Annotated in this window: 19 protein-coding genes; 7 read left to right on the top strand and 12 right to left on the bottom strand. The window is 66.2% G+C overall.

Annotated features, from left to right (window positions below):
• From NFH97_RS04410 to purU, 4 genes are all read left to right on the top strand, one after another.
• Nucleotides 1–366, top strand: coding sequence for a sarcosine oxidase subunit delta (locus NFH97_RS04410; protein WP_108131358.1), 366 nt, complete (start codon nt 1–3; stop codon nt 364–366).
• Nucleotides 363–3,404 (top strand): sarcosine oxidase subunit alpha family protein, encoded by a 3,042-nt coding sequence (locus NFH97_RS04405; protein ID WP_349624491.1) that lies wholly within the window; start codon nt 363–365, stop codon nt 3,402–3,404. The genes NFH97_RS04410 and NFH97_RS04405 overlap by 4 nt, the downstream gene beginning before the upstream one ends.
• A gap of 95 nt (nt 3,405–3,499) precedes the next feature.
• Nucleotides 3,500–4,168 carry a sarcosine oxidase subunit gamma gene (locus NFH97_RS04400; RefSeq protein ID WP_349624490.1) on the top strand — a complete coding sequence of 223 codons (669 nt, stop codon included), beginning with the start codon at nt 3,500–3,502 and terminating at the stop codon, nt 4,166–4,168.
• Nucleotides 4,165–5,049 (top strand): formyltetrahydrofolate deformylase, encoded by an 885-nt coding sequence (gene purU / locus NFH97_RS04395; RefSeq protein WP_349622253.1) that lies wholly within the window; start codon nt 4,165–4,167, stop codon nt 5,047–5,049. The genes NFH97_RS04400 and purU overlap by 4 nt, the downstream gene beginning before the upstream one ends.
• A 2-nt stretch (nt 5,050–5,051) precedes the next feature.
• Here purU and NFH97_RS04390 read toward each other — a convergent pair whose 3' ends face one another.
• Nucleotides 5,052–5,744 carry a DUF3047 domain-containing protein gene (locus NFH97_RS04390; protein ID WP_124802708.1) on the bottom strand — a complete coding sequence of 231 codons (693 nt, stop codon included), beginning with the start codon at nt 5,742–5,744 and terminating at the stop codon, nt 5,052–5,054.
• A 295-nt stretch (nt 5,745–6,039) separates the two neighbouring features.
• Between NFH97_RS04390 and NFH97_RS04385 the strand changes: the two genes are divergently transcribed.
• On the top strand, nt 6,040–6,534 hold the full coding sequence (locus NFH97_RS04385; protein WP_052704195.1) for a DUF302 domain-containing protein: 495 nt from the start codon (nt 6,040–6,042) through the stop codon (nt 6,532–6,534).
• 256 nt (nt 6,535–6,790) lie between these two features.
• Here the strand turns inward: NFH97_RS04385 and NFH97_RS04380 are convergent, their stop codons facing one another.
• From NFH97_RS04380 to NFH97_RS04345, 8 genes are all read right to left on the bottom strand, one after another.
• Nucleotides 6,791–7,081: a zf-HC2 domain-containing protein gene (locus tag NFH97_RS04380; RefSeq protein WP_349624489.1), complete on the bottom strand. Its 291-nt coding sequence runs from the start codon at nt 7,079–7,081 to the stop codon at nt 6,791–6,793.
• The gene (locus tag NFH97_RS04375; RefSeq protein ID WP_045991008.1) at nt 7,078–7,659 is read right to left on the bottom strand and encodes a sigma-70 family RNA polymerase sigma factor; all 582 of its coding nucleotides are present in this window, start codon (nt 7,657–7,659) and stop codon (nt 7,078–7,080) included. Before NFH97_RS04375 ends, NFH97_RS04380 begins: the two co-directional genes overlap by 4 nt.
• Entirely contained in the window at nt 7,656–8,324 is a 669-nt protein-coding gene (locus tag NFH97_RS04370; protein ID WP_349624488.1) for a TIGR04282 family arsenosugar biosynthesis glycosyltransferase, read from the bottom strand. The genes NFH97_RS04375 and NFH97_RS04370 overlap by 4 nt, the downstream gene beginning before the upstream one ends.
• Complete coding sequence (locus NFH97_RS04365; RefSeq protein ID WP_349624487.1) at nt 8,314–9,027, bottom strand: TIGR04283 family arsenosugar biosynthesis glycosyltransferase; 714 nt, start codon at nt 9,025–9,027, stop codon at nt 8,314–8,316. The genes NFH97_RS04370 and NFH97_RS04365 overlap by 11 nt, the downstream gene beginning before the upstream one ends.
• Entirely contained in the window at nt 9,014–9,673 is a 660-nt protein-coding gene (locus tag NFH97_RS04360) for an ATP-binding cassette domain-containing protein (protein WP_258183891.1), read from the bottom strand. The genes NFH97_RS04365 and NFH97_RS04360 overlap by 14 nt, the downstream gene beginning before the upstream one ends.
• Nucleotides 9,674–9,784: 111 nt before the next feature.
• Nucleotides 9,785–11,494, bottom strand: a complete 1,710-nt coding sequence (locus NFH97_RS04355) for an ABC transporter permease (RefSeq protein WP_045991009.1) — start codon at nt 11,492–11,494, stop codon at nt 9,785–9,787.
• Complete coding sequence (locus tag NFH97_RS04350; protein WP_349624486.1) at nt 11,481–12,758, bottom strand: ABC transporter substrate-binding protein; 1,278 nt, start codon at nt 12,756–12,758, stop codon at nt 11,481–11,483. The genes NFH97_RS04355 and NFH97_RS04350 overlap by 14 nt, the downstream gene beginning before the upstream one ends.
• Before the next feature lie 91 nt (nt 12,759–12,849).
• Nucleotides 12,850–13,950, bottom strand: a complete 1,101-nt coding sequence (locus NFH97_RS04345; protein ID WP_349624485.1) for an aminoglycoside phosphotransferase family protein — start codon at nt 13,948–13,950, stop codon at nt 12,850–12,852.
• Between the two features lie 292 nt (nt 13,951–14,242).
• Between NFH97_RS04345 and NFH97_RS04340 the strand changes: the two genes are divergently transcribed.
• Nucleotides 14,243–15,745 (top strand): SulP family inorganic anion transporter, encoded by a 1,503-nt coding sequence (locus NFH97_RS04340; protein ID WP_045991010.1) that lies wholly within the window; start codon nt 14,243–14,245, stop codon nt 15,743–15,745.
• A 183-nt stretch (nt 15,746–15,928) separates the two neighbouring features.
• Nucleotides 15,929–16,783, top strand: coding sequence for a universal stress protein (locus NFH97_RS04335; protein ID WP_108448124.1), 855 nt, complete (start codon nt 15,929–15,931; stop codon nt 16,781–16,783).
• Between the two features lie 70 nt (nt 16,784–16,853).
• On the opposite strand, the gene NFH97_RS04330 is transcribed toward NFH97_RS04335, so the two are convergent.
• From NFH97_RS04330 to bufB, 3 genes are read right to left on the bottom strand one after another with little or no spacing between them, the layout of a single operon-like run.
• On the bottom strand, nt 16,854–17,354 hold the full coding sequence (locus tag NFH97_RS04330; protein WP_124802700.1) for a DoxX family protein: 501 nt from the start codon (nt 17,352–17,354) through the stop codon (nt 16,854–16,856).
• The gene (locus NFH97_RS04325) at nt 17,351–18,115 is read right to left on the bottom strand and encodes an HvfC/BufC family peptide modification chaperone (RefSeq protein ID WP_349624484.1); all 765 of its coding nucleotides are present in this window, start codon (nt 18,113–18,115) and stop codon (nt 17,351–17,353) included. The genes NFH97_RS04330 and NFH97_RS04325 overlap by 4 nt, the downstream gene beginning before the upstream one ends.
• A complete protein-coding gene (bufB, locus tag NFH97_RS04320) occupies nt 18,112–19,113 on the bottom strand; it encodes an MNIO family bufferin maturase (RefSeq protein ID WP_349624483.1) in 1,002 nt (333 codons plus the stop codon). Before bufB ends, NFH97_RS04325 begins: the two co-directional genes overlap by 4 nt.
• Nucleotides 19,114–19,121 lie beyond the last annotated feature (8 nt).

The following is a 19,121-nucleotide window of genomic DNA, read 5'->3' as shown; positions in this document are numbered from 1 at the left end:
ATGTTCCATATCCATTGTCCCTACTGTGACGAGTGGCGCGAGGAAGAGGAGTTTCATCCCAGGGGGCAGGCGCACATCGCACGCCCCGAGGATCCGGCCGGCTGTTCCGACGAGCAGTGGGGCGACTACCTGTTCTTCCGCGATAACCCCCGCGGCATCCACCACGAGCTGTGGGTCCACGCGGTGGGCTGTCGCAAGTTTTTCAACGTGACGCGCCACACCCAGAGCTACGAAATCCTCGAGACCTATCGCATCGGCGAGCGACCGCGCTTTACCCGGGACAACCCCGACGGGGTGGTGGCGTCCGCGCCTGAGTCCCTTGACGACAGTGATATCGCCACCGCCGCCCAGGAGGTTCGCGCATGAGCCAGCCCAATCGCCTCGACACAGGGGGACTGATCGACCGCAGCACGCCCCTGCGCTTTACCTTCAATGGCAAGGAGTACACCGGCTTTCACGGGGACACCCTGGCCTCGGCGCTGCTGGCCAACGGGGTGGACGTGGTCAATCGCAGCTTCAAGTACTCGCGTCCCCGCGGCATCGTCGCCGCCGGTGCCGAGGAGCCCAATGCGGTGGTCCAGCTCGGCCAGGCCGAAGCCGAGCAGGTGCCCAATGTGCGCGCCACCCAGCAGGCCCTGTTCGAGGGGCTGACGGCACGTTCCACCAACGGCTGGCCCAACGTCCAGCGCGACCTGATGGGGACCATCGGCAAGCTTGGCGGCAAGCTGATGCCCCCCGGTTTCTACTACAAGACCTTCATGGCGCCGGCCTCGCTGTGGATGACCTACGAGCGCTATATCCGCAAGAGCGCGGGGCTGGGGCGCAGCCCGCTGGAGCGCGACCCGGATATCTACGACCACATCAATCGCCACTGCGAGGTGCTGGTGATCGGGGCAGGGCCTGCGGGACTGGCTGCCGCCCTGGCCGCCTCGCGCAGCGGCGCCCGGGTGATCCTGTGTGACGAGCAGGAGCGCTTTGGCGGATCGCTGCTGGACGGGCAGGAATTGCTGGACGATCGTCCGGCGTCGCAGTGGGTCGAGGAGGTGCTGGAGGAGCTTGCCGCCAACCCCGAGGTGACGCTGCTGCCGCGCACCACCGCCAACGGCTACCACGACCACAACTTCGTCACCCTGCACGAGCGGCGCAGCGAGCACCTGGCCCACTGCGCGCCTCGAGTGGAGGGACGCCGTCAGTCGCGCTCGCGCCTGCATCGGGTGCGCGCCGCACGCGTCGTGCTGGCCACTGGGGCCCATGAGCGTCCGCTGGTCTACGCCGGCAATGACGTGCCGGGCAATCTGCTGTGCTCGGCGGTGTCCACCTACATCCGCCGTTATGGGGTAGTGCCGGGCAAGCGGCTGGTGGTCTCCACCAGCAACGACGACGGTTACCGTGCCGCGCTCGACTGGCTGGACGCCGGCCGCGAGGTGGTGGCGGTGGCCGACGCCCGCCCCGCCCCCGACGGTGAACTGGTCGAGGTCGCCCGGGCGCGCGGTATCCGCATTCTGCCGGGTGCCGCCGTGGTCGAGGCCAGGGGCGAGCAGCGGGTCACCTCAGCGCGGGTCGCCGCCATCGATATCGACGCCTTTCGCGTTACCGGCGCCAGCGAGACGCTCGACTGCGACACGCTGGCCAGTTCCGGTGGATTCAGTCCGGTGATTCACCTGGCCTCCCATACCGGAACGCGGCCGAGCTGGCGCGACGACCTGATCGCCTTCGTGCCCAACCTGCCCAGGGGCATGTTGGCGGCCGGTGCAGCCGGCGGCACCTTTGGCCTGGCCGAGGTGCTGGCGGAAGGTCGCGACGCCGGCCTCGAGGCGGCGAGCCAGGCCGGCTTCGAGAGTGCCGAGCTTATACTGCCGGCGGTAGCGTCGCGGCGAGACGGTGCGGCGGTGGCGCTGTTCCAGGTGCCCCACGAAAAGCCGACCCTGCGGGCGCCCAAGCAGTTCGTCGACCTGCAGAACGACGTCACCGCCGCCGGGATCGAGCTTGCCACCCGGGAAGGCTTCGAGTCCATCGAGCACGTCAAGCGCTACACCGCCATGGGCTTCGGTACCGATCAGGGGAAGCTTGGCAATATCAACGGCATGGCCATCGCCGCGCGCTGCCTGGGGCGCTCGATTCCCGAGGTCGGCACCACCGTGTTCCGGCCCAACTATACCCCGGTCACCTTCGGAGCCATCGTCGGTCGCCACTGCGGTGCGTTGTTCGATCCCGAGCGCTACAGCGCGCTGCACCAGTGGCACGTCGGGCAGGGCGCCGAGTTCGAGGACGTGGGCCAGTGGAAGCGGCCCTGGTACTTCCCCAGGACCGTCAACGGCAAGCGCGAGACCCTGCACGAGGCGGTGATGCGCGAGTGCCGCGCGGTGCGCGAAGGCGTCGGCATCCTCGACGCTTCGACCCTGGGCAAGATCGATATCCAGGGGCCGGACGCCCGCGAGTTTCTCGGCCGCATCTACACCAACAAGTGGGCCAAGCTGGGCGTGGGTAAGGTGCGCTACGGCTTGATGTGCAAGGACGACGGCATGGTCATGGATGACGGCACCACCAGTTGTCTGGCCGAGGATCACTTCCTGATGACCACCACCACCGGTGGCGCCGCGGGAGTGCTCGAGTGGCTGGAGCTGTGGCACCAGACCGAGTGGCCGGAGCTCGACGTGAGCTTTACCTCGGTCACCGACCACTGGGCCACCATGACCGTCACCGGCCCCATGGCGCGGGAGCTGATGAGCGAGCTTACCGAGGGCATCGATCTGGATCGCGAGGCGTTTCGCTTCATGGACTGGCGTGAGGGCAAGGTGGCCGGGGTGCCGGCACGGGTGTTCCGGATCTCCTTCACCGGCGAGCTGGCCTACGAGATCAACGTCCAGGCCCACGCTGCCATGCACGTGTGGAAGGCGCTGTTCGCCCACGGCGAGAAGTACGACCTGACACCCTACGGGACCGAGACCATGCACGTGCTGCGCGCCGAGAAGGGCTTCATCATCGCAGGTCAGGACACCGACGGTTCGGTGACCCCGGAGGATCTGGGCATGCAGTGGGCGGTGGGCTACGACAAGCCATTCTCCTGGGTCGGCCAGCGGGCGCTGACCCGCAGCGACACCGCGCGCCAGGACCGCAAGCAGCTGGTGGGGCTGAAACCCAGGGATCCGTCGGTGGTGCTGGAGGAGGGCGCCCAGATCGTGCTCGACCCTGACCATCCGATTCCCATGCCGATGGTCGGCCACGTGACCTCGAGCTACTACAGCCCGACGCTCGAAACCGGCTTCGCCCTTGCGGTGGTCAAGGGTGGCCACCAGCGGATGGGCGAGACCGTCTACCTACCCTGTGTCGACGGCAAGGTCCACGAGGCCGAGATCGTTTCCACCATCTTCCTCGACCCCAAGGGGGAGCGCCAGAATGTCTAGGCATGTACCAGCTTCCCGCCTCTTGAGCGGCAAGGTCCACGAGGCCGACATCGTCTCCACCCCCTTTTTTCTCGACCCCAAGGGAGAGCGCCAGAATGTCTGAAGCTATAGAACGTGCCCGTACCTTTGATGCCTTCCCGGACGAAGGCATCCCCCTGGAGTCACCGCTGGCCTGGTCGTTTCAGCATGTCGGCTGCCCGACGCCCAGTGCCCACTCGCGGGTGGTGATGCGCGAACGCCTGCATGACCATCTGATCCTTCGCGGTGGCGCCATCGTGCTCGACGAGGCGGTGCGCGCGGTGCTGGGGCTGTCGTTGCCGGCGCGTCCGCTGGAACTCAGTCAGGGAGAGAGGGCTTCGCTGCAGTGGCTAAGTCCCGACGAGTGGCTTGCCGTGCTGCCCCAGAGTGACGCCTTCCGCGTGGAGACGGCGCTGCGCAGCGCCCTGGGTGACGCCAGCGTGGCCTTCTCTGACGTCAGCGCCGGTCAGACGGTGATCGAGCTGACCGGTGATGACCAGGCCCTGCGCGAGCTGTTGATGAAGTCGGTGGTCTACGACGTCCACCCGCGCCACTTTGCGGTGGGCAAGGGGGTGACCACGGTGCTGGCCAAGACCAGCGTCATCCTGCGTCGCCCCGACGAGCGACGCTGGGAGCTGGTGGTGCGGCGCAGTTTCGCCGACTACGTTTATCGTTGGTTGCTCGATGCCGGTGAGGAGTTCGCCATCGGCGTCGAGCGTGACGTCACCGCCGGGGAGACGACATGACGATCAGCGTGAGCGCCGTGCGCACGACCCACTGGATCCTGACCGCCCAGTGCCCCAGTCGTCTTGGCACCGTGGACGTGGTCACCCGCTTTCTGCGCGAGCAGGGCTGCTACATCACCGAGCAGCAGTCCTTTGACGACAGCAGCTCCTGTCGTTTCTTCATCCGCACCGAGTTTCGCCCTCCCGAGGGGGGCGAGTTCGATGCAGGCGCCTTCGAGGCGGCCTTTGCCGAGCGCGCGGCACCGTTCTCCATGGCATTCGAGCTGACCTCGCCAGAGCGCCTCACGCCGGTGGTGATCATGGTCTCCAAGGCGGATCACTGCCTCAATGACCTGCTCTATCGCTATCGTACCGGCCAGCTTCCGGTGGCCATCAAGGCGGTGGTGTCCAACCACCCCGATCTGGCGCCGCTGGCCGAGTGGCACGGGCTGCCCTATCACCATCTGCCGATCAGCGCCGAGACCAAGGCCGAGCAGGAGGCCCAGGTGTGGCGGATCGTCGAGGACAGTGGCGCAGAGCTGGTGATCCTGGCGCGCTACATGCAGGTGCTGTCGAGCGAGATGAGCGAACGCCTGGCCGGTCGAGCGATCAATATCCATCACTCGCTGCTGCCTGGCTTCAAGGGCGCCAAGCCCTACCACCAGGCCTTCGAGAAGGGCGTCAAGCTGGTCGGGGCGACCGCCCACTACATCAACGATGACCTGGACGAAGGCCCGATCATCACCCAGGGGGTGGAGCCGGTCACCCACGCCGATACCGCCGAGGACCTGGTGGCCCGGGGGCGTGATATCGAGTGCATCACCCTGGCCCGGGCGGTCACCCTGCACCTGCAGCGTCGGGTGTTTCTCAACGGCTCGCGCACGGTGGTGTTCCAGCGCTGACGTCAGGGACAGACAGGCGGCGACGACGAGGCGCTGAACTCCATCTTGCTGAACCAGGCGGTGGCGTCGCCTCCGGCGTTGTCGCCATCGCTCATCAGCGCCAGGCCATCGACGCCGTCGGGGCTCGCGCCGAACAGTCGACGGTAGTCGGCGGCCACGTCGCGCACCTCGCCGACCCACTGCCCAGCCTTGGCACCTCCGCTTTGCAGCGCCAGCAGGACGGCGCGATCGGTAAAGGCGTTGGGCCAGCTGGTGCCTGCCGGCTGATTCGATGACCACACGTAGTTGACCGACTCCACCTGCCAGGGCAGAAGGCCGGTGCGTCTGGCCACGTAGACCCGGGCGGGATAGTCGTCGCCACTCTCTGTGCGTTCGTCGACCCCGGAATAGACCCCGGATACCTGCCAGCACCAGCGTAGGTAGGGCGTTTCGCCGAGGTCGATGTCGCGCTCCAGATAGCGGGCCGAAGCCTGCCCCCGGGAGCGCGCTTCGAGCACGCTGACGCCATCGCGCTCGACCAGTCGGTAGGCCGTTTCGCCGGCGAAGGATTTGGTTGGCCAGTCGAGCATGGCGCGCGGGCTGAAGGTCTGGGCCTGGGCGCAGGAGGCCATCAGGACCGCAGCCGAGACAAGGGCGCAGGTCAGGGTACGCGGCGGTGGGGCAGCGAGGTGGCGAAGGGGAAGAATCCGGGCCATGCAGGCTCCTGTCGTCGGCAATCGGGGAAGCGGCTGAAACGACGTGAACGATATGAACGATATGAACGATATGAACCATCAGGTCCAAATCGTGTGGGCGGCCATCGCCTGTGCGCACATCGTGTAGCTGCATTGCGCGCACTATGCCCAGTCGCGTCGGCTATGGGTACTGGGTCGTCGCCCCGGCGTTGAACCTTACACAGCGTCAACCCGGATTGTGAGAGATTTCCCCTTGTGGTGGTCGGGGACCGGCGACCATGCTGTAGGCACATTGACCTGGAAAGGAAGCTCCATCATGAAGCAGTGCTATCGCAAGATGTTCACCCTGTGCCTGGGCAGCGTGCTGGCGGGATCGATGGCGACCATGGCCTGGGCGCAGGGCGAGGTCGAGGTGAGCGACAGCGGTATTGCCAGCCTGACGTCGACCGATAGCCTGGAGGCGGTGGAATCTCGCTTCAAGGAGGGGCTGGAAAAACGGGGAATGGGACTGATGGCAAGCGTGGACCACCAGGCCAACGCCGCCGGGGTGGAGCTGGAATTGCCAGCGACACGCACCTACATCTTCGGCAAGCCCGAGGTGGGCACTCGACTGATGCAGTGCGAGGGCAGTGTCGCGCTGGACCTTCCCCAGAAGATGCTGGTTCGCCAGCAGGATGATCACCTGGTGATCGAGTGGAACGACCCTCACTACCTGGTGGAGCGCCACGGCCTACAGGACTGCGAGCTGCCCGTGGACAAGATCGCCGAGGCCCTGACCGGGCTGGCGCGGGAGGCAGCGGGCCAGCAATGATGGCCTGGTCTTGCCCAGGCATCTCCCGAGCCTTGCTCACCGGGTCCGGCTCGGGACCTCTTTACCGGGGATCTGGCACGCAATCGCTTGAGGCTGACTCAGGTGGGGGGTAACTGGCGCCCCGTCGGCGGGCTGCCTTGGTGGCCCGCCAGGGGGAGGCAGAATGGTGGGTCGACCAGCGAGATGCTTCCCTCGAGGTAGGGCAGTCGAGGTCTGGCAGTCGAGGTCCTTGCGCCAAGTCCGTCAGCCGAGTCCTTCAGTTCTGGCGACGGGTCTCCGCCTCGGCCATCGCTTGCTTTACCTTCAGCAGGTCCTGATCACTGGCGACGTTGTCGGTAGTCGCGCCAGGGGACGTACCGTCCTGGGGTTTATCAATTGTGCCGTTATAGGCATTGCCGACCCGGTGCAGCATGCCGAACTGCTTTTCGCAGTTACGACAAGCCGAGCACAACATCAAGTGAAACCGCAGCGAAATACGCTCCCTGGCCGTCAGGGGGGCATCCAACTGCTTTGACATCAGCCGCGTAGCGGCCTTGCACATCATCATGCCGCGTCCTCCTTCCATCCCTTTTCAATGCAAGCGCGAAGCTTGAGGCGAGCCCGATGCAGGATCACCCAAGCGTTGTTTTCCTTGATGCCCACTTCCTTACAAATATCGTCGGTGGAAAGGCCCATCAATTCGCGCAGGGAGAAAACGCGAGCCACGTTTTCTGGAAGACTCAGCATACAAGCGTCGAATACTTTCCAGAAATTTTCGTTCTCGAACGCTTGCTCCGGGGTGCTCCATGCCTGGGGCTTGGCGTCGGCGGCCCAGTGCCCATCCTGTTGAAACATGCGGTCGATGGCGTCGTCGCTGTGCTCTTCATCGAAGGGCTCCCAGCGACCATGACGCTTCTGCTGGCGCATCTGGTCGAGCAGCTTGTACTTGAGGATGCCGAATACCCAGGTTTCGTAGCCGGAGCGCCCCGAAAAGCTGTCGTTCTTCTCGATGGCGGCGATCATGGCTTCCTGCACGGCGTCCTCGGCGGCGGCATGATCGCGCAGGTGCATGCGGGCGAAGGACACCAGGCGGGGGCGCACGGCGGCGAGTTTCTTGTGGCGGTCGGTGAGCGTTTCTTGGGTCACGGCAGAATCTCCAGGGCGAGGGCTTCCATGTCGGCGAGGCGAGCCAGGTCCTGGGGCGTATCCAGGTCCCATACGGTCGTTGGACACTCCAGCGTCCACAAAAGCTCCGCAAGACGTGTGCGCGTCTGGGACATGACGCTGGACGTGCCCCAGTCGATTCCTCGGAAGAGACGGGGATCGGGGCGACGAACTCCAACTAGAGCATAGCCGCCGTCCTCGGCCGGAAGAAAGACGCTATCTGCGTCTTTAAGCCGTTTATGACAAGTTTTTAGTAATGTCTTATCCAATATCGGGCAATCTGTGCCGATTAGAAGGCTCGGGCCACCTGCCGAGCACAGCGCCGCGTGCATGCGCACCCCCAGGTCGCCTTCAGGCTGTGGTCTCAGCGTCACGCCGAACCGCTGGCGGATATCGACAAAGCACGGATGGTCATGCTCAAGCGCCGTCCACAGCGTGATGTTGCGCGCGGACGTCGTCTCCAGCGCCGTCTTCAGGGTGTACTCGATTAGTCTGTGCTGGAGACGAGCGGCGCCTTCGGCGCCGAGGGCGGGGATCATCCGCGTCTTGGCCAGGCCGGGAATCGGCGCCTTGGCCAGGATGGCCAGCTTCAGGCCAACCTGGCCAAGGCTGCTTGCCAGCCCGTCGCTATCGTGGTCAGCGCACATGGCGATACTCCTCGGCCAGGCGAACGGGATCGGCCCCACACCAATAGCGAAAGCGCAGTCGCCACATCAGCAATATCGTCGTCAGAACGCCACCCTGCTCCCAGCGGCGACCGTCGGTGAGCACCTTGAAGCCAAGGCAGGCGGGCGGCGACAGCCGCTTGAGGCGCTTGGACATTTCGATGTCTTCCATCAACGGCTGGTTGGGGAAGCCACCGACGGCGTCGAAGGCGCTGCGACGCATGAACATCGCCTGATCGCCGGTGGCGATGCCGGTCAGGCGTGAGCGCAGGTTCATGCAGGCGGCGATCAATGATAGCCAGCGCGACCGGCCCAGGATGCGCACGTCGAAGCGCCCCCAATGGCGTTTCTCCAGCGCCTTCAGTATCGCCGGCATGGCCGCCGCGGGCAGTCGAGTGTCGGCGTGCAGAAACAGCAAGGACGGCGCACTCGCCGCTGCGGCGCCCTGGTTCATCTGGCGCGCCCTGCCGCGGGGGCCGTCGATGACCCGATCGGCCAGGGGACGGGCAAGCGCCTGGGTATCGTCTTCGCTGCCACCATCGACGACGATCACCTCGACGCCCTGCTGGCGCCACTCGGATAGCCGCTCAAGACCCGCGACGATGGTCGCTGCCTCATCGAGGACGGGAATGACCACACACAGACGTGGGGCGACGATCGGGGAGCCTGGTTCAGCGAGAGGCACGGCGGGCACCCTGCCAGGCGGCCCCGGCGGGGGCTTCGGTGGCGGCCGCCAGTTCGACGATCGGGCCCGCAGCTGCCTCGGCGTCTGCCCTGTCGTGGGTGACCAGCAGCGCCGGAAGACGATGGTCGCGGATGCGCTGGAAGACCAGGTCACGCATCTCCTGGCGGAGCGCGGCGTCGAGCTTGGAGAAGGGCTCATCCAGCAGCATCGCCTGGGGACGCGACAGCAGGGTGCGCATCAGCGCGACGCGAGCGCGCTGGCCGCCGGATAGCGTTGCCGGATCGCGCTCACCGAATCCGGCAAGACCGATATCCGCCAGGGCCTCTTCGATGGCCTCGCGACGCTCGCGTCGGCTGGCAGACGACGGCATGCCGAAGGCCAGGTTGCCGGCGACGCTGAGGTGGGGAAACAGCAGCGCATCCTGGAACAGCAGACCGAGTCGGCGGGCCGAGGCAGGCAGGTCGGTGACTCGCCTGTCGCCGAGGCGCACCTCGCCCTGTGCGTCAAAGGCGGGGGCGAGAAAGCCCGCGGCGTAGGCCAGCAGGGTGGACTTGCCGACACCGGAAGGCCCCATGACGCTGACCACCTCGCCGGGGGCGACCTGAGCATTCAGTGATACCAGGGGGGCACCGTCCAGCGAGATCACGACCCGATCGAAGACCAGTGCGCCCGTCGGGTTCGCTGGAGACGTGGGGGGGAGGTGGCATCGTGTGTCTGGTGTCTGTGACATGGTGGGCTCGGATGGCGTTGAGGCGGTTCAGGTCAGCAGGGCGCGTCGGTGGCGATGCAGTACGCGCGGCAAGCCGATGGCGAGGGCGAAACCGAGTGCCGGCAAGAGTAGCTGGGCCAGGGCATAGACCGCTGTCAGGCGACGATCCCCCCCGGAGGCAAGCGATACCGCCTCGGTGGTCAGGGTGGTCAGGCGTCCGGCCCCCAGCAGCAACGTCGGCAGATACTGGCCGACGCTGACGGCGACCCCCACGGCGGCGGCGGTGGCGATGGGGGCCAGCAGCAGCGGCAGGCGAACGCGTACAAAGGCGGCGGCCGGGCCATGGCCGAGCCCTGCGGCGACCTGGGCCCAGCGGGGGTCAAGCCGCCGGTAGCTCTCGGCCAGTGACAGAAAGACGTAGGGCAGCACGAACAGGCAGTGTCCCAGTACCACCACCATGAAGCCCGGTGCCACCGACAGCTGCGCCTGAAGCTGCACCAGACCGTAGAGAAAGGCGACCGGTGGCACCAGCAGCGGCAGGTAGAGCACCAGGGTGGCGCTCGCTCCCATGCTGCGGTGATTGAGCGCTTCGCTCTCAAGACAGCCGATCACCAGGATGGTCGCGAGAGCGGTGGCGGCCAGCGCCAGCCACAGGGTATCGAGGGCGGCCGGCAGCAGGCCTGGCAGCGCACGACCCCAATTGGCCAGGGTCAGGGGCGTGGGCCAGGCCGAGGGAAAGGGCCAGAAGGCCGCCAGCGACCACAGCGTCAGCCCCAGCAGACTGGCACCGAGCAGGGTGACGCTGAGCCAGGTCAGACCGCCGCCCAGCAGGCTACCGAGGCGTTGACCGCTGTTGCGTCGGCCGTCGGTCAGGCGTGGCGTGGCGCACCAGCGTACGGCCTGTTCCAGGCACCACCAGCAGGCTAGTGCCAGCAGCGTGATGCCGAGCTGGCTCAGCGCTGCGGCGGAGGCCATGAAGCGCATCGACAGGTCAGGATCGCCAAGCCAGCGGACCACGCTGACCGCCAGGGTCGGTGGGGTGGACGGGCCCAGGATCATGGCCACATCGACATTGGACGAGGCAAAGGCGATGACCGCATAGACCGGTAGCCGAATCAGCGGGTACAGGCTCGGCAGTACCGCCTTGAGAAAGGCGGTCACCGGCGAATAACCCAGCGACAGTGCCAGGTGCCGACGATCGTCGGCCTGGCACTGAGGCAGCGCCGATAGACTCATCAGCAGCAGAAAGGGGACTTCCTTGACCACCAGTCCGGCGACCAGCGCAAGGCCAAAGGGATCACCGGGAAACAGGTAGTCAGGAGGCGTGGCGTGACCGCTCAAGGCCGGGGAGACCAGGCGCATGGCCAGGCCCGAGGGCGCCAGCAGAAAGGCCAGTCCGATGGCGGCGGCGGCGTGGGGCACCGCCAGCAGCGGCGACAGCAGGCGCTTGAGCCAGACAAAGGCGGCGCTGTCGGCGAAGGCACCGAGAAACAGCACCACGATGGTCAGGGCCAGGGCGGTGCTGATCAGGCCAGTGGTGAAGCTGAGCACCAGCATCTCGAAAAGCCCGGGGGTGTTCGCCAGGCTCACCCAGGGCGCCAGGCTCAGCTGCTCTCCACCGAGCACCGGCAGCCAGCCGAAGGCCGGCGCTGCAGCGCCTGCCAGGCCGGCCACCACCGGGGCCACCAGCAGCAGCACCGTCAGCGCCGGCGCCAGCCCCACCAGGCGGGAGAAGGTCGAGGTATCAGCGGCTGCCATAGCGCTCGAGCCAGGCCGCCTCTACCGCTTCCATCCAGCTCGGGTGCGGCTCGGGCAGGGTCTGTTGCAGGGCCTGTGGCGCCAGTCGCGCTGGCTGGTCATCCATGGGCGTCAGTGCCTGACGCTCGGCCTCATTCAGGCGCGCGAGATCGAGCACGCTGGGGTCGCCCCACACGTCCAGGCGTTGCTTGCGCGCCTGGGCCTCGGGCGAGAGCAGGAAGTTGGCGGTGACCATGGCGCCGGCCTGGTGGCTGGCGTTGAACGGGATGGTGACAAAGTGAACGTTGCCGATGGTCCCGCCGTCGAGCACATAGCTGCGAATCGAGGGAGGCAGTTGGTAGTTGTTGACCGCAGCGGCAGGCTCGGCGGGGTTGAAGGTAAAGGCCAGCGACAGTTCGCCGTCGCCCATCAGGCTTCTGAGCGCAGGCCCGGATGCGGGGAAGTCCCGCCCCTGGCGCCACAGATGGGGATGCAGGGCATCGAGATAGTCCCACAGCGGTGCCATGGTCGCTTCGGCGTCGGCTTCGCCGATGGGGCGGGCAAGCACCGCCGGGTCGTCGATCAGTGCGATAAGCGCCTGCTTGAGAAAGGTGGAACCGTGGAAGTCCGGGACCAGTGGGTAGGTGAAGCGCCCGGGATGCTGCTCGGTCCAGTCGAGCAGGGCGGCCATGCTGGTCGGCGGCGCCTCGACACGCTCGCTGTCGTAGTAGAACGTCAGCTGGGCCTTGCCCCAGGGTGACTCGAAACCCTCGGTGGGGACGGTGAAGTCGGTGGTCATCTCGGGATTGGCGTCCGGCGAGGTCAGCGCGAAGTTCGGCAGCCGCTGGGCAAAGGGCCCGAGCAGCAGATCATTGGCCTTCATCGCGGCGAAGTTCTCGCCGTTGATCCAGATCAGGTCGATGGCGCCCTCGTCGACGTTGCCGGCGGACTTCTCGGCCAGTACCCGGGAGACCGCAGCGGCGGTGTCGTCGAGCTTGACGTGGACCAGATCGATGTCGTGGCGCTGTTCGAGCTCGTCGGCGACCCAGTCGAGATAGCCATTGACGTTGGGGTCACCGCCCCAGGCGTTGAAGTAGACCGTCTGCCCCCTGGCCTGCTGCTCGATCTCCTGCCACGGCTGGTTCAGCGGCGTGGACGTATCCTGGGCCCAGGCGGGCGAGCCTAGCCCCAGGGCAGCCAGGGCGGTGAGGACGAAGGCGCCACCGGGAGGCCAGGTCAAGCGGAGGTCGGACAACGGGCGTCTACAGGAAAAAGGCGTGGTCATGGTCGCGTCCTTGTGACGATGGATAGGCAGGGTCGGATAGAGCCGGACAGGGTTGGATAGAACCGGGCAGGGCCGGACAGAGCCGGGAGCGTCAGCCGGCACGGGCGAGTTCCTCGAGTTCGTCGGCGACACGCCTGATGATGGGGGCCGAGAGGTAGTGATCGACGCGGTCGGCCACATGGGCGATCAAGGCATGGTCGCTTAGCTGTGCCGACCAGTCTTCACCACTGTGCTGCCTGTCGACCTGGCGGCGCTGCTGGGCACGCCATTTGGCACACCAGGTCAGCGACCATAGCCACATGGCGCGACGACAGGTGATCAGCGTCGACCAGTCGCTGTGATGACTGTCTTCGGCCATCAGTTCCTGCCAGCGCCGATACAGCGCCACCAGATCCTCGACGAACAGCACCGCGCGGCTGTTGAGGTCCCAGGTGGTGGAGGTGTAAAGGCTCAGGTGGGCCAGGTCGAAGCCGGGTAGCGAATAGCGGCACTTTTCCAGATCCACCAGTACCGCGCGTCCGTGAGGCGTGATCAGAAAGTTGCCGGGGTGAGCATCGAAGCTGATTAGGCGAATCTCGTCGTCGGCGATGCGAAGTCGCTCAGGGAGCTGTGCCAGCGCCTGTTCGATCAGGGCAGTGCTGGTGCGAGACAGCCCGGCCCCGGGGAGAAAGCGGGCCTGGGTGGCGATCTCGTCGAGCATCTCTCGCCAGGGATCCACCGGTGAGGCCAGGGGGGCGCGTTGATCGGGCAGCGGCAACCGGTGCAGGCTGGCCAGGGCCGAGGTCAGGGCCGGCAGGTCCGAGGGCAGGCTGGCGGGACGGCCATCGATGGCCTCCACCACCAGCGCGCCTCTGGGCAGCAGGTCGTCGCAGGGCAGCCAGTCATCGAGTCTGGGTGTATGGCCACTGGCCTGGGCGCGGTCAAAGCAGGCGACCTGATAGGCCAGGTTGGACGCCGCGTCCAGCCCCATCTGGCTCTGCTTGGGCAACCGCGCCAGCCAGCCGCCCTTGTCACTGCCGCCGGCCAGGCGCACATGCCAGTGGGCCAGGCCGGTATCGGCCAGTGGCTCCAGTCGATGCCCGGACAGAGGCCTCCCATGGCGCGCGAGACTATGCTCGAGCGCTATCAGCGGCGGGCCCGGCGATGGGCTCTCCGTTCGCGATGACGGTGGCGTCGAGGCGCATCGCTCCATGTCGCGTTCCTTGGACGTAGTCAGCTGAGTCGGCAGGGGGCAACGATCCTTACACATTTTTTTAAGAAGATGCCACCGGGCGGGCTTGGCCGGATCGAGACTGGTCGGAGTCAGGCTGGGTAGCAGCGTCGCCTTGCTCGGGTGGTTCTGGTAAACTGCGCCCCTTCCCGTGTCTCCACTACATCATGACAGCGCCAGGCTAACGCCTCCCGGTGCGCTGCTGTCGTGGAGAAACGGTCGGCCCTGGGCCGCTTGTCGCGATATCTCACAACCACTCCCCCTGGACCGCCTCATGATGCGATCGATCAAGCAAGACTGGTTTTCCAATATTAGGGGCGACGTGCTGTCCGGCATCGTCGTGGCCCTGGCGTTGATTCCGGAGGCCATCGCCTTCTCCATCATCGCAGGTGTCGATCCCAAGATTGGCCTCTACGCCTCCTTCTCCATGGCGGTGATCATTGCCTTCGCCGGGGGCCGGCCGGGGATGATCTCTGCCGCCACCGGCGCCATGGCACTGTTGATGGTGACCCTGGTCAAGGAGCACGGACTTCAATATCTGCTGGCCGCGACCCTGCTGACCGGGGTACTGCAGATCATCGCCGGCTATCTGCGCCTGGCCGACCTGATGCGTTTCGTCTCGCGCTCGGTGGTGACCGGCTTCGTCAACGCCCTGGCGATCCTGATCTTCATGGCCCAGCTGCCCGAGCTGACCAACGTCACCTGGCACGTCTACGCGATGACCGCGGCGGGTCTCGGCATCATCTATCTGTTCCCCTACGTGCCCAGGATCGGCAAGCTGCTGCCGTCCCCGCTGGTGTGCATCCTGGTGCTGACCGGCGTCTACCTGGCGACCGGCATGGACATCCGCACCGTCGGTGACATGGGCGAGCTGCCCGATACCCTGCCGATGTTCCTGTGGCCTGACGTGCCGCTGAATCTCGAGACCCTCGGCATCATCTTCCCCTATGCGGTCATGCTGACCGTGGTCGGTCTGCTCGAATCGATGATGACCGCCACTATCGTCGACGATCTGACCGATACCTCCAGCGACAAGAACCGCGAGTGCAAGGGCCAGGGTCTGGCCAACATCGGTACCGGTCTGCTTGGCGGCATGGCGGGCTGCGCGATGATTGGTCAGTCGGTGATCAACATCAAGTCCGGCGGGCGTGGACGCCTGTCTACCCTGCTGGCGGGGGTCTTCCTGCTGCTGATGGTGGTGTTCCTGTCGGACTGGGTCTCGCGCATCCCCATGGCGGCGCTGGTGGCGGTGATGATCATGGTGTCCATCGGTACCTTCAGCTGGAGTTCGCTGCGCGACCTCAAGAAGCACCCGATGTCCACCAATGTGGTGATGATCGCCACCGTGGCGGTAGTGGTGTGGACCCACAACCTGGCGATCGGTGTGTTCGTCGGTGTGCTGATCGCCGCGCTCAACTTCGCCAACAAGGTCGGCAACTTCCTGTACATCGCCAGTGACGAGCTGGAACAGCAAGAGGAGCTTGGCAAGGGACGGCGCTACCGCGTGGTCGGCCAGGTGTTCTTCGCCTCGTCTCAGCGTTTCTCCGCCGCCTTCGACTTCAAGGAAAGCGTCGAGAAGGTGGTCATCGACCTGTCACGTGCCCACTTCTGGGACATCACCGCGGTCCAGGCGCTGGACATGGTGGTGATCAAGTTCCGCCGTGAGGGCACCGACGTCGAGCTGATCGGGCTCAACGAGGCCAGCGCCACCATCGTCGATCGCTACGCCATCCACGATAACCCGGCGGCGGTGGAAAAGCTGATGGGTGGTCACTGAGGCAGGCGCCGAAGATGTGACGGGTGTGTGCCAGTTGGTGTAGAACTGGAGGTAACACCCGGATCGGGCTAGACAACAGGTCTGAGGGTCGCGCCCCGCTCGGGCGCGACGACAAGGCCACAATCGATGGAACGCGACGTCTGAGGACGCGCGTTCGCCCCCAACGCCAGGCAGGACGATTTCATGACAGAACAGGTGATGGCCGCCATCGACGGGTCCCAGTTTTCCGAAGGGGTCTGCGACTCTGCCGCCTGGGCCAGTCAGGCCCTCGATGCGCCGCTGACGTTTCTTCACGTGGTGGATAACCACCCCCAGACCGCCGAGGCCGATCTGTCCGGTAACCTGGGACTCGGCGCCAGGGAGCACCTGCTCGAGGAGCTGGCCAGTCTCGATGAGCGGCGGGCCAAGGTCGCCCAGGAGCACGGCCGCCTGATGCTCAAGGCGGCCAAGGATCGCGCCAGCGCCAGTGGTGTTGATGACCTGCATTGCCGACAGCGCAACGGCACCCTGGTGGAGACACTACTGGAGCTGGAAGACGAGATCCGCCTGCTGGTGATCGGCAAGCGGGGCGAGAGCGCCCAGCAGGCCAGCGAGCACCTGGGCTCGAATCTCGAGCGGGTGGTTCGCGGTCTGCATCGGCCGATTCTGATGGTGCCGGAGAGCTTCACGCCGCCGACTCGGGTGATGATCGCCTTCGATGGCAGCAAGACCACCCGCAAGGGCGTCGAGCTGCTGGCCAGGAGCCCGCTATTCAAGGGGATCGCCTGTCACGTGGTGATGGTCGGCGCCGATACCGGTGATAACCGCACCCAGCTGGAGTGGGCGCTGGACAGCCTCAAGGGCGCCGGTCACGAGGCCCAGGGCGAGATTCGCGCCGGAGAGGTCGAGGAGACCCTGCGCGCCTACCAGAAGGACCACGCCATCGAGATGGTGGTGATGGGAGCCTATGGCCACTCGCGGATTCGTCATCTGCTGGTGGGCAGCACCACCACCAGTGTGCTCAGGCGCACCTCGCTGCCGGTGCTGCTGCTGCGCTGACGAGGCTGAGCCGACATCGACATCGACCCGCCGCCGAATCCTGTTCGGCGGCGGGTCGTTTTTTATGCGTCTATGCGTCGTCGGCGCGGTCCTGCTGCCGCGTCACCGGTTCGCGACCTTTGCCTTTCATCCTGCATAGCAGCCACTCCAGCGAGAGACAGCCGCCGCCGCGCAGGATCAGGGTGGCGAGGCTCGCCGCCCAGAGTCCGTGGGTGACCCAGGCCTCGGGATAGACGAAGGTCTGGATCACCAGGGTCATGATCAACAGCCCGAAGGCCGCCAGTCGTGTGGCAAGCCCCGCCCACAGCAGCAGCGACAACGAGAACTCGGCGAGTGTTGCCAGGTAGGCGGCCAGCACCGGTGAAATCAACGGCAGGGCGTATTCGTGCTCGAACAGGAAGAAGGTGCTGTCGGCGATACCGAACCCCTCCACCTTGGTCAGCGCCGACAGAAAGAACACGGCGCCGAGTACCAGGCGCATCAACGCCAGCACCAGGTCCAGCGAACGACGCTCGAGCCAGGGGCAGAGTCGCCCGTAGTAGGTGTCCAGCAGGTTTGTCATCGGTGTCATGGGGTGCCTCGTAGCAAAGTGGGGGCGGGGTCCAGTACCGCGAGCGCGCCATGGCCGACCAGGGTGCCCAGGGCGTGGCCGAGGGTATCCTCTGCCACGCCGCTGTCGGCCAGTTCGCCCAGCGCCTGGGACAGCGAGGTCGGTGTGTCCAGCAAGCCGTATAACGCTGCGCTTGCCGCATCGAGTGGCCTAAGCCTGACCTGGCGACCCGAGCGGATCACCAGCCAGTGGCCGGCGCCTCGCTCGCCCAGGGGGGCGCCACCCTCTCCGCTCTCCAGCGCCTGCCACAGGGCTTCGACGTCATGTTGGCAACGGATGGTCCGGCTGGCCGGACGGGCCTGGACGAGCCGCTGGTCGTCAAGGACGGCGCCGATATCGGACGCCTCCAGCGGCACTGCCTCGGCTGCGTGACTGACCTGAAGCCGGGCGTGCTCGAGTCGCGCGATATCGGCGACGAAGCGATAGGGCGCAAGCGCCGGTGCGCGCGCCAGAGCGTCGGCAAAGCCCCGGCCGTAGCGGCTGAGTCGAGGGTCCTGCGGGGGGCTTGTGGCCGCGTAGCTTGCGGCCTCGGCACTGAAGCAGCCCTCGCCCAGCAGGGTCAGGGTATGGGGAAAGGCTTCCTTCAGGGCCTCGATCAGGCTTGAGCGAACATTGTTGCGGTAGACGTCGAGCCCGGCCTTGTGGCCGAGCTGTGGTGGCGTCGCCTGGGGGCGATGCATGGCATCGATGAAGCTGCGCTGCCAATCGAGCAGGCCGCTCATGGCGCTCTCCCTGTGGCTTGCGCCGAGGCGCTGGCTGCCAGGGTGGTGCTCGCATCGGCGTCGGGGCCATGGGCTGTATGCTGATGCCGCCGTGCCAGGCCGACCTCCTGCATCCAGCGCTCTAGCGTCGGCACCCGATTGTCCCACTCGATCAGGGTGGGCAGGCCGGGACGCCGGGCGAGCACCTGGCGGTAGCGTTGCCACACCGGCTCACTGACGGCGCTGCCATGGTCGTCGATGTACAGCTCGCCGGCGGCATCGAGGCTGTGGCCGGCCAGGTGCCATTCGCCGACGGCGGCCCAGGGCACTTCGTCCAGATAGGCATCCAGGTCGCGTCCCAGATTGGCGGCGCTGATATAGGCGTTGTTGACGTCGAACAGCAGCCCACAGCCGGTCGTGTCCACCAGCCGCTGGAGGAACTCGGTCTCGCTGAAGCGATTGTCGAGGCTGACGTAGAGGCTCGGGTTCTCCACCAGCAGGCGCCGGCCGAGACGGTCCTGGGTGCGTGCGATATTGTCGCCGAGGACGCGCAGCGATTCCTCGGTCAGCGGCACCGGCAGCAGGTCGTTGTAGCTGTGGCCGTCGAGACGGCTCCAGGCCAGGTGCTCGGAGACCAGCGCGGGGTTCAGGTGATCGACCAGGCGTGCAAGACGCTCCAGGTGGGCCGGGTCGATGCCCTCGGCACTACCCAGCGACAGGCCGACGCCGTGGACCGAGAGCGGGTAGCAGCGTGCCAGTTCATCGAGTCGATCCTGAAGGGGCCCGCCGGCGTTCATGTAGTTCTCGGCGTGCAGTTCGAGAAAGTCCGGGGCCTGGGCCGACTGGGCCGACTGGGCTGAGTGAACCGAGTGAGCCAGATGGACCAGCGCCTGCATATGCTGAAACTTGAGGCCGATACCGACCGCATTGGCCGCCATTGGCTGTGGCGCTGGCAAGGACGCCGAGACGGGCGTCTCGAGCGACTCGCGTGGAAGGCTGGATGACAGGGAAGAGGGCATGGGCGATT

The sequence above is a fragment of the Halomonas sp. SCS19 genome, from assembly GCF_040147015.1.
Classification (GTDB): Bacteria; Pseudomonadota; Gammaproteobacteria; order Pseudomonadales; family Halomonadaceae; genus Halomonas; species Halomonas litopenaei.
Note: the sequence above shows the minus strand (reverse complement) of the source record. Positions and strands in the feature narration are given on the sequence as shown.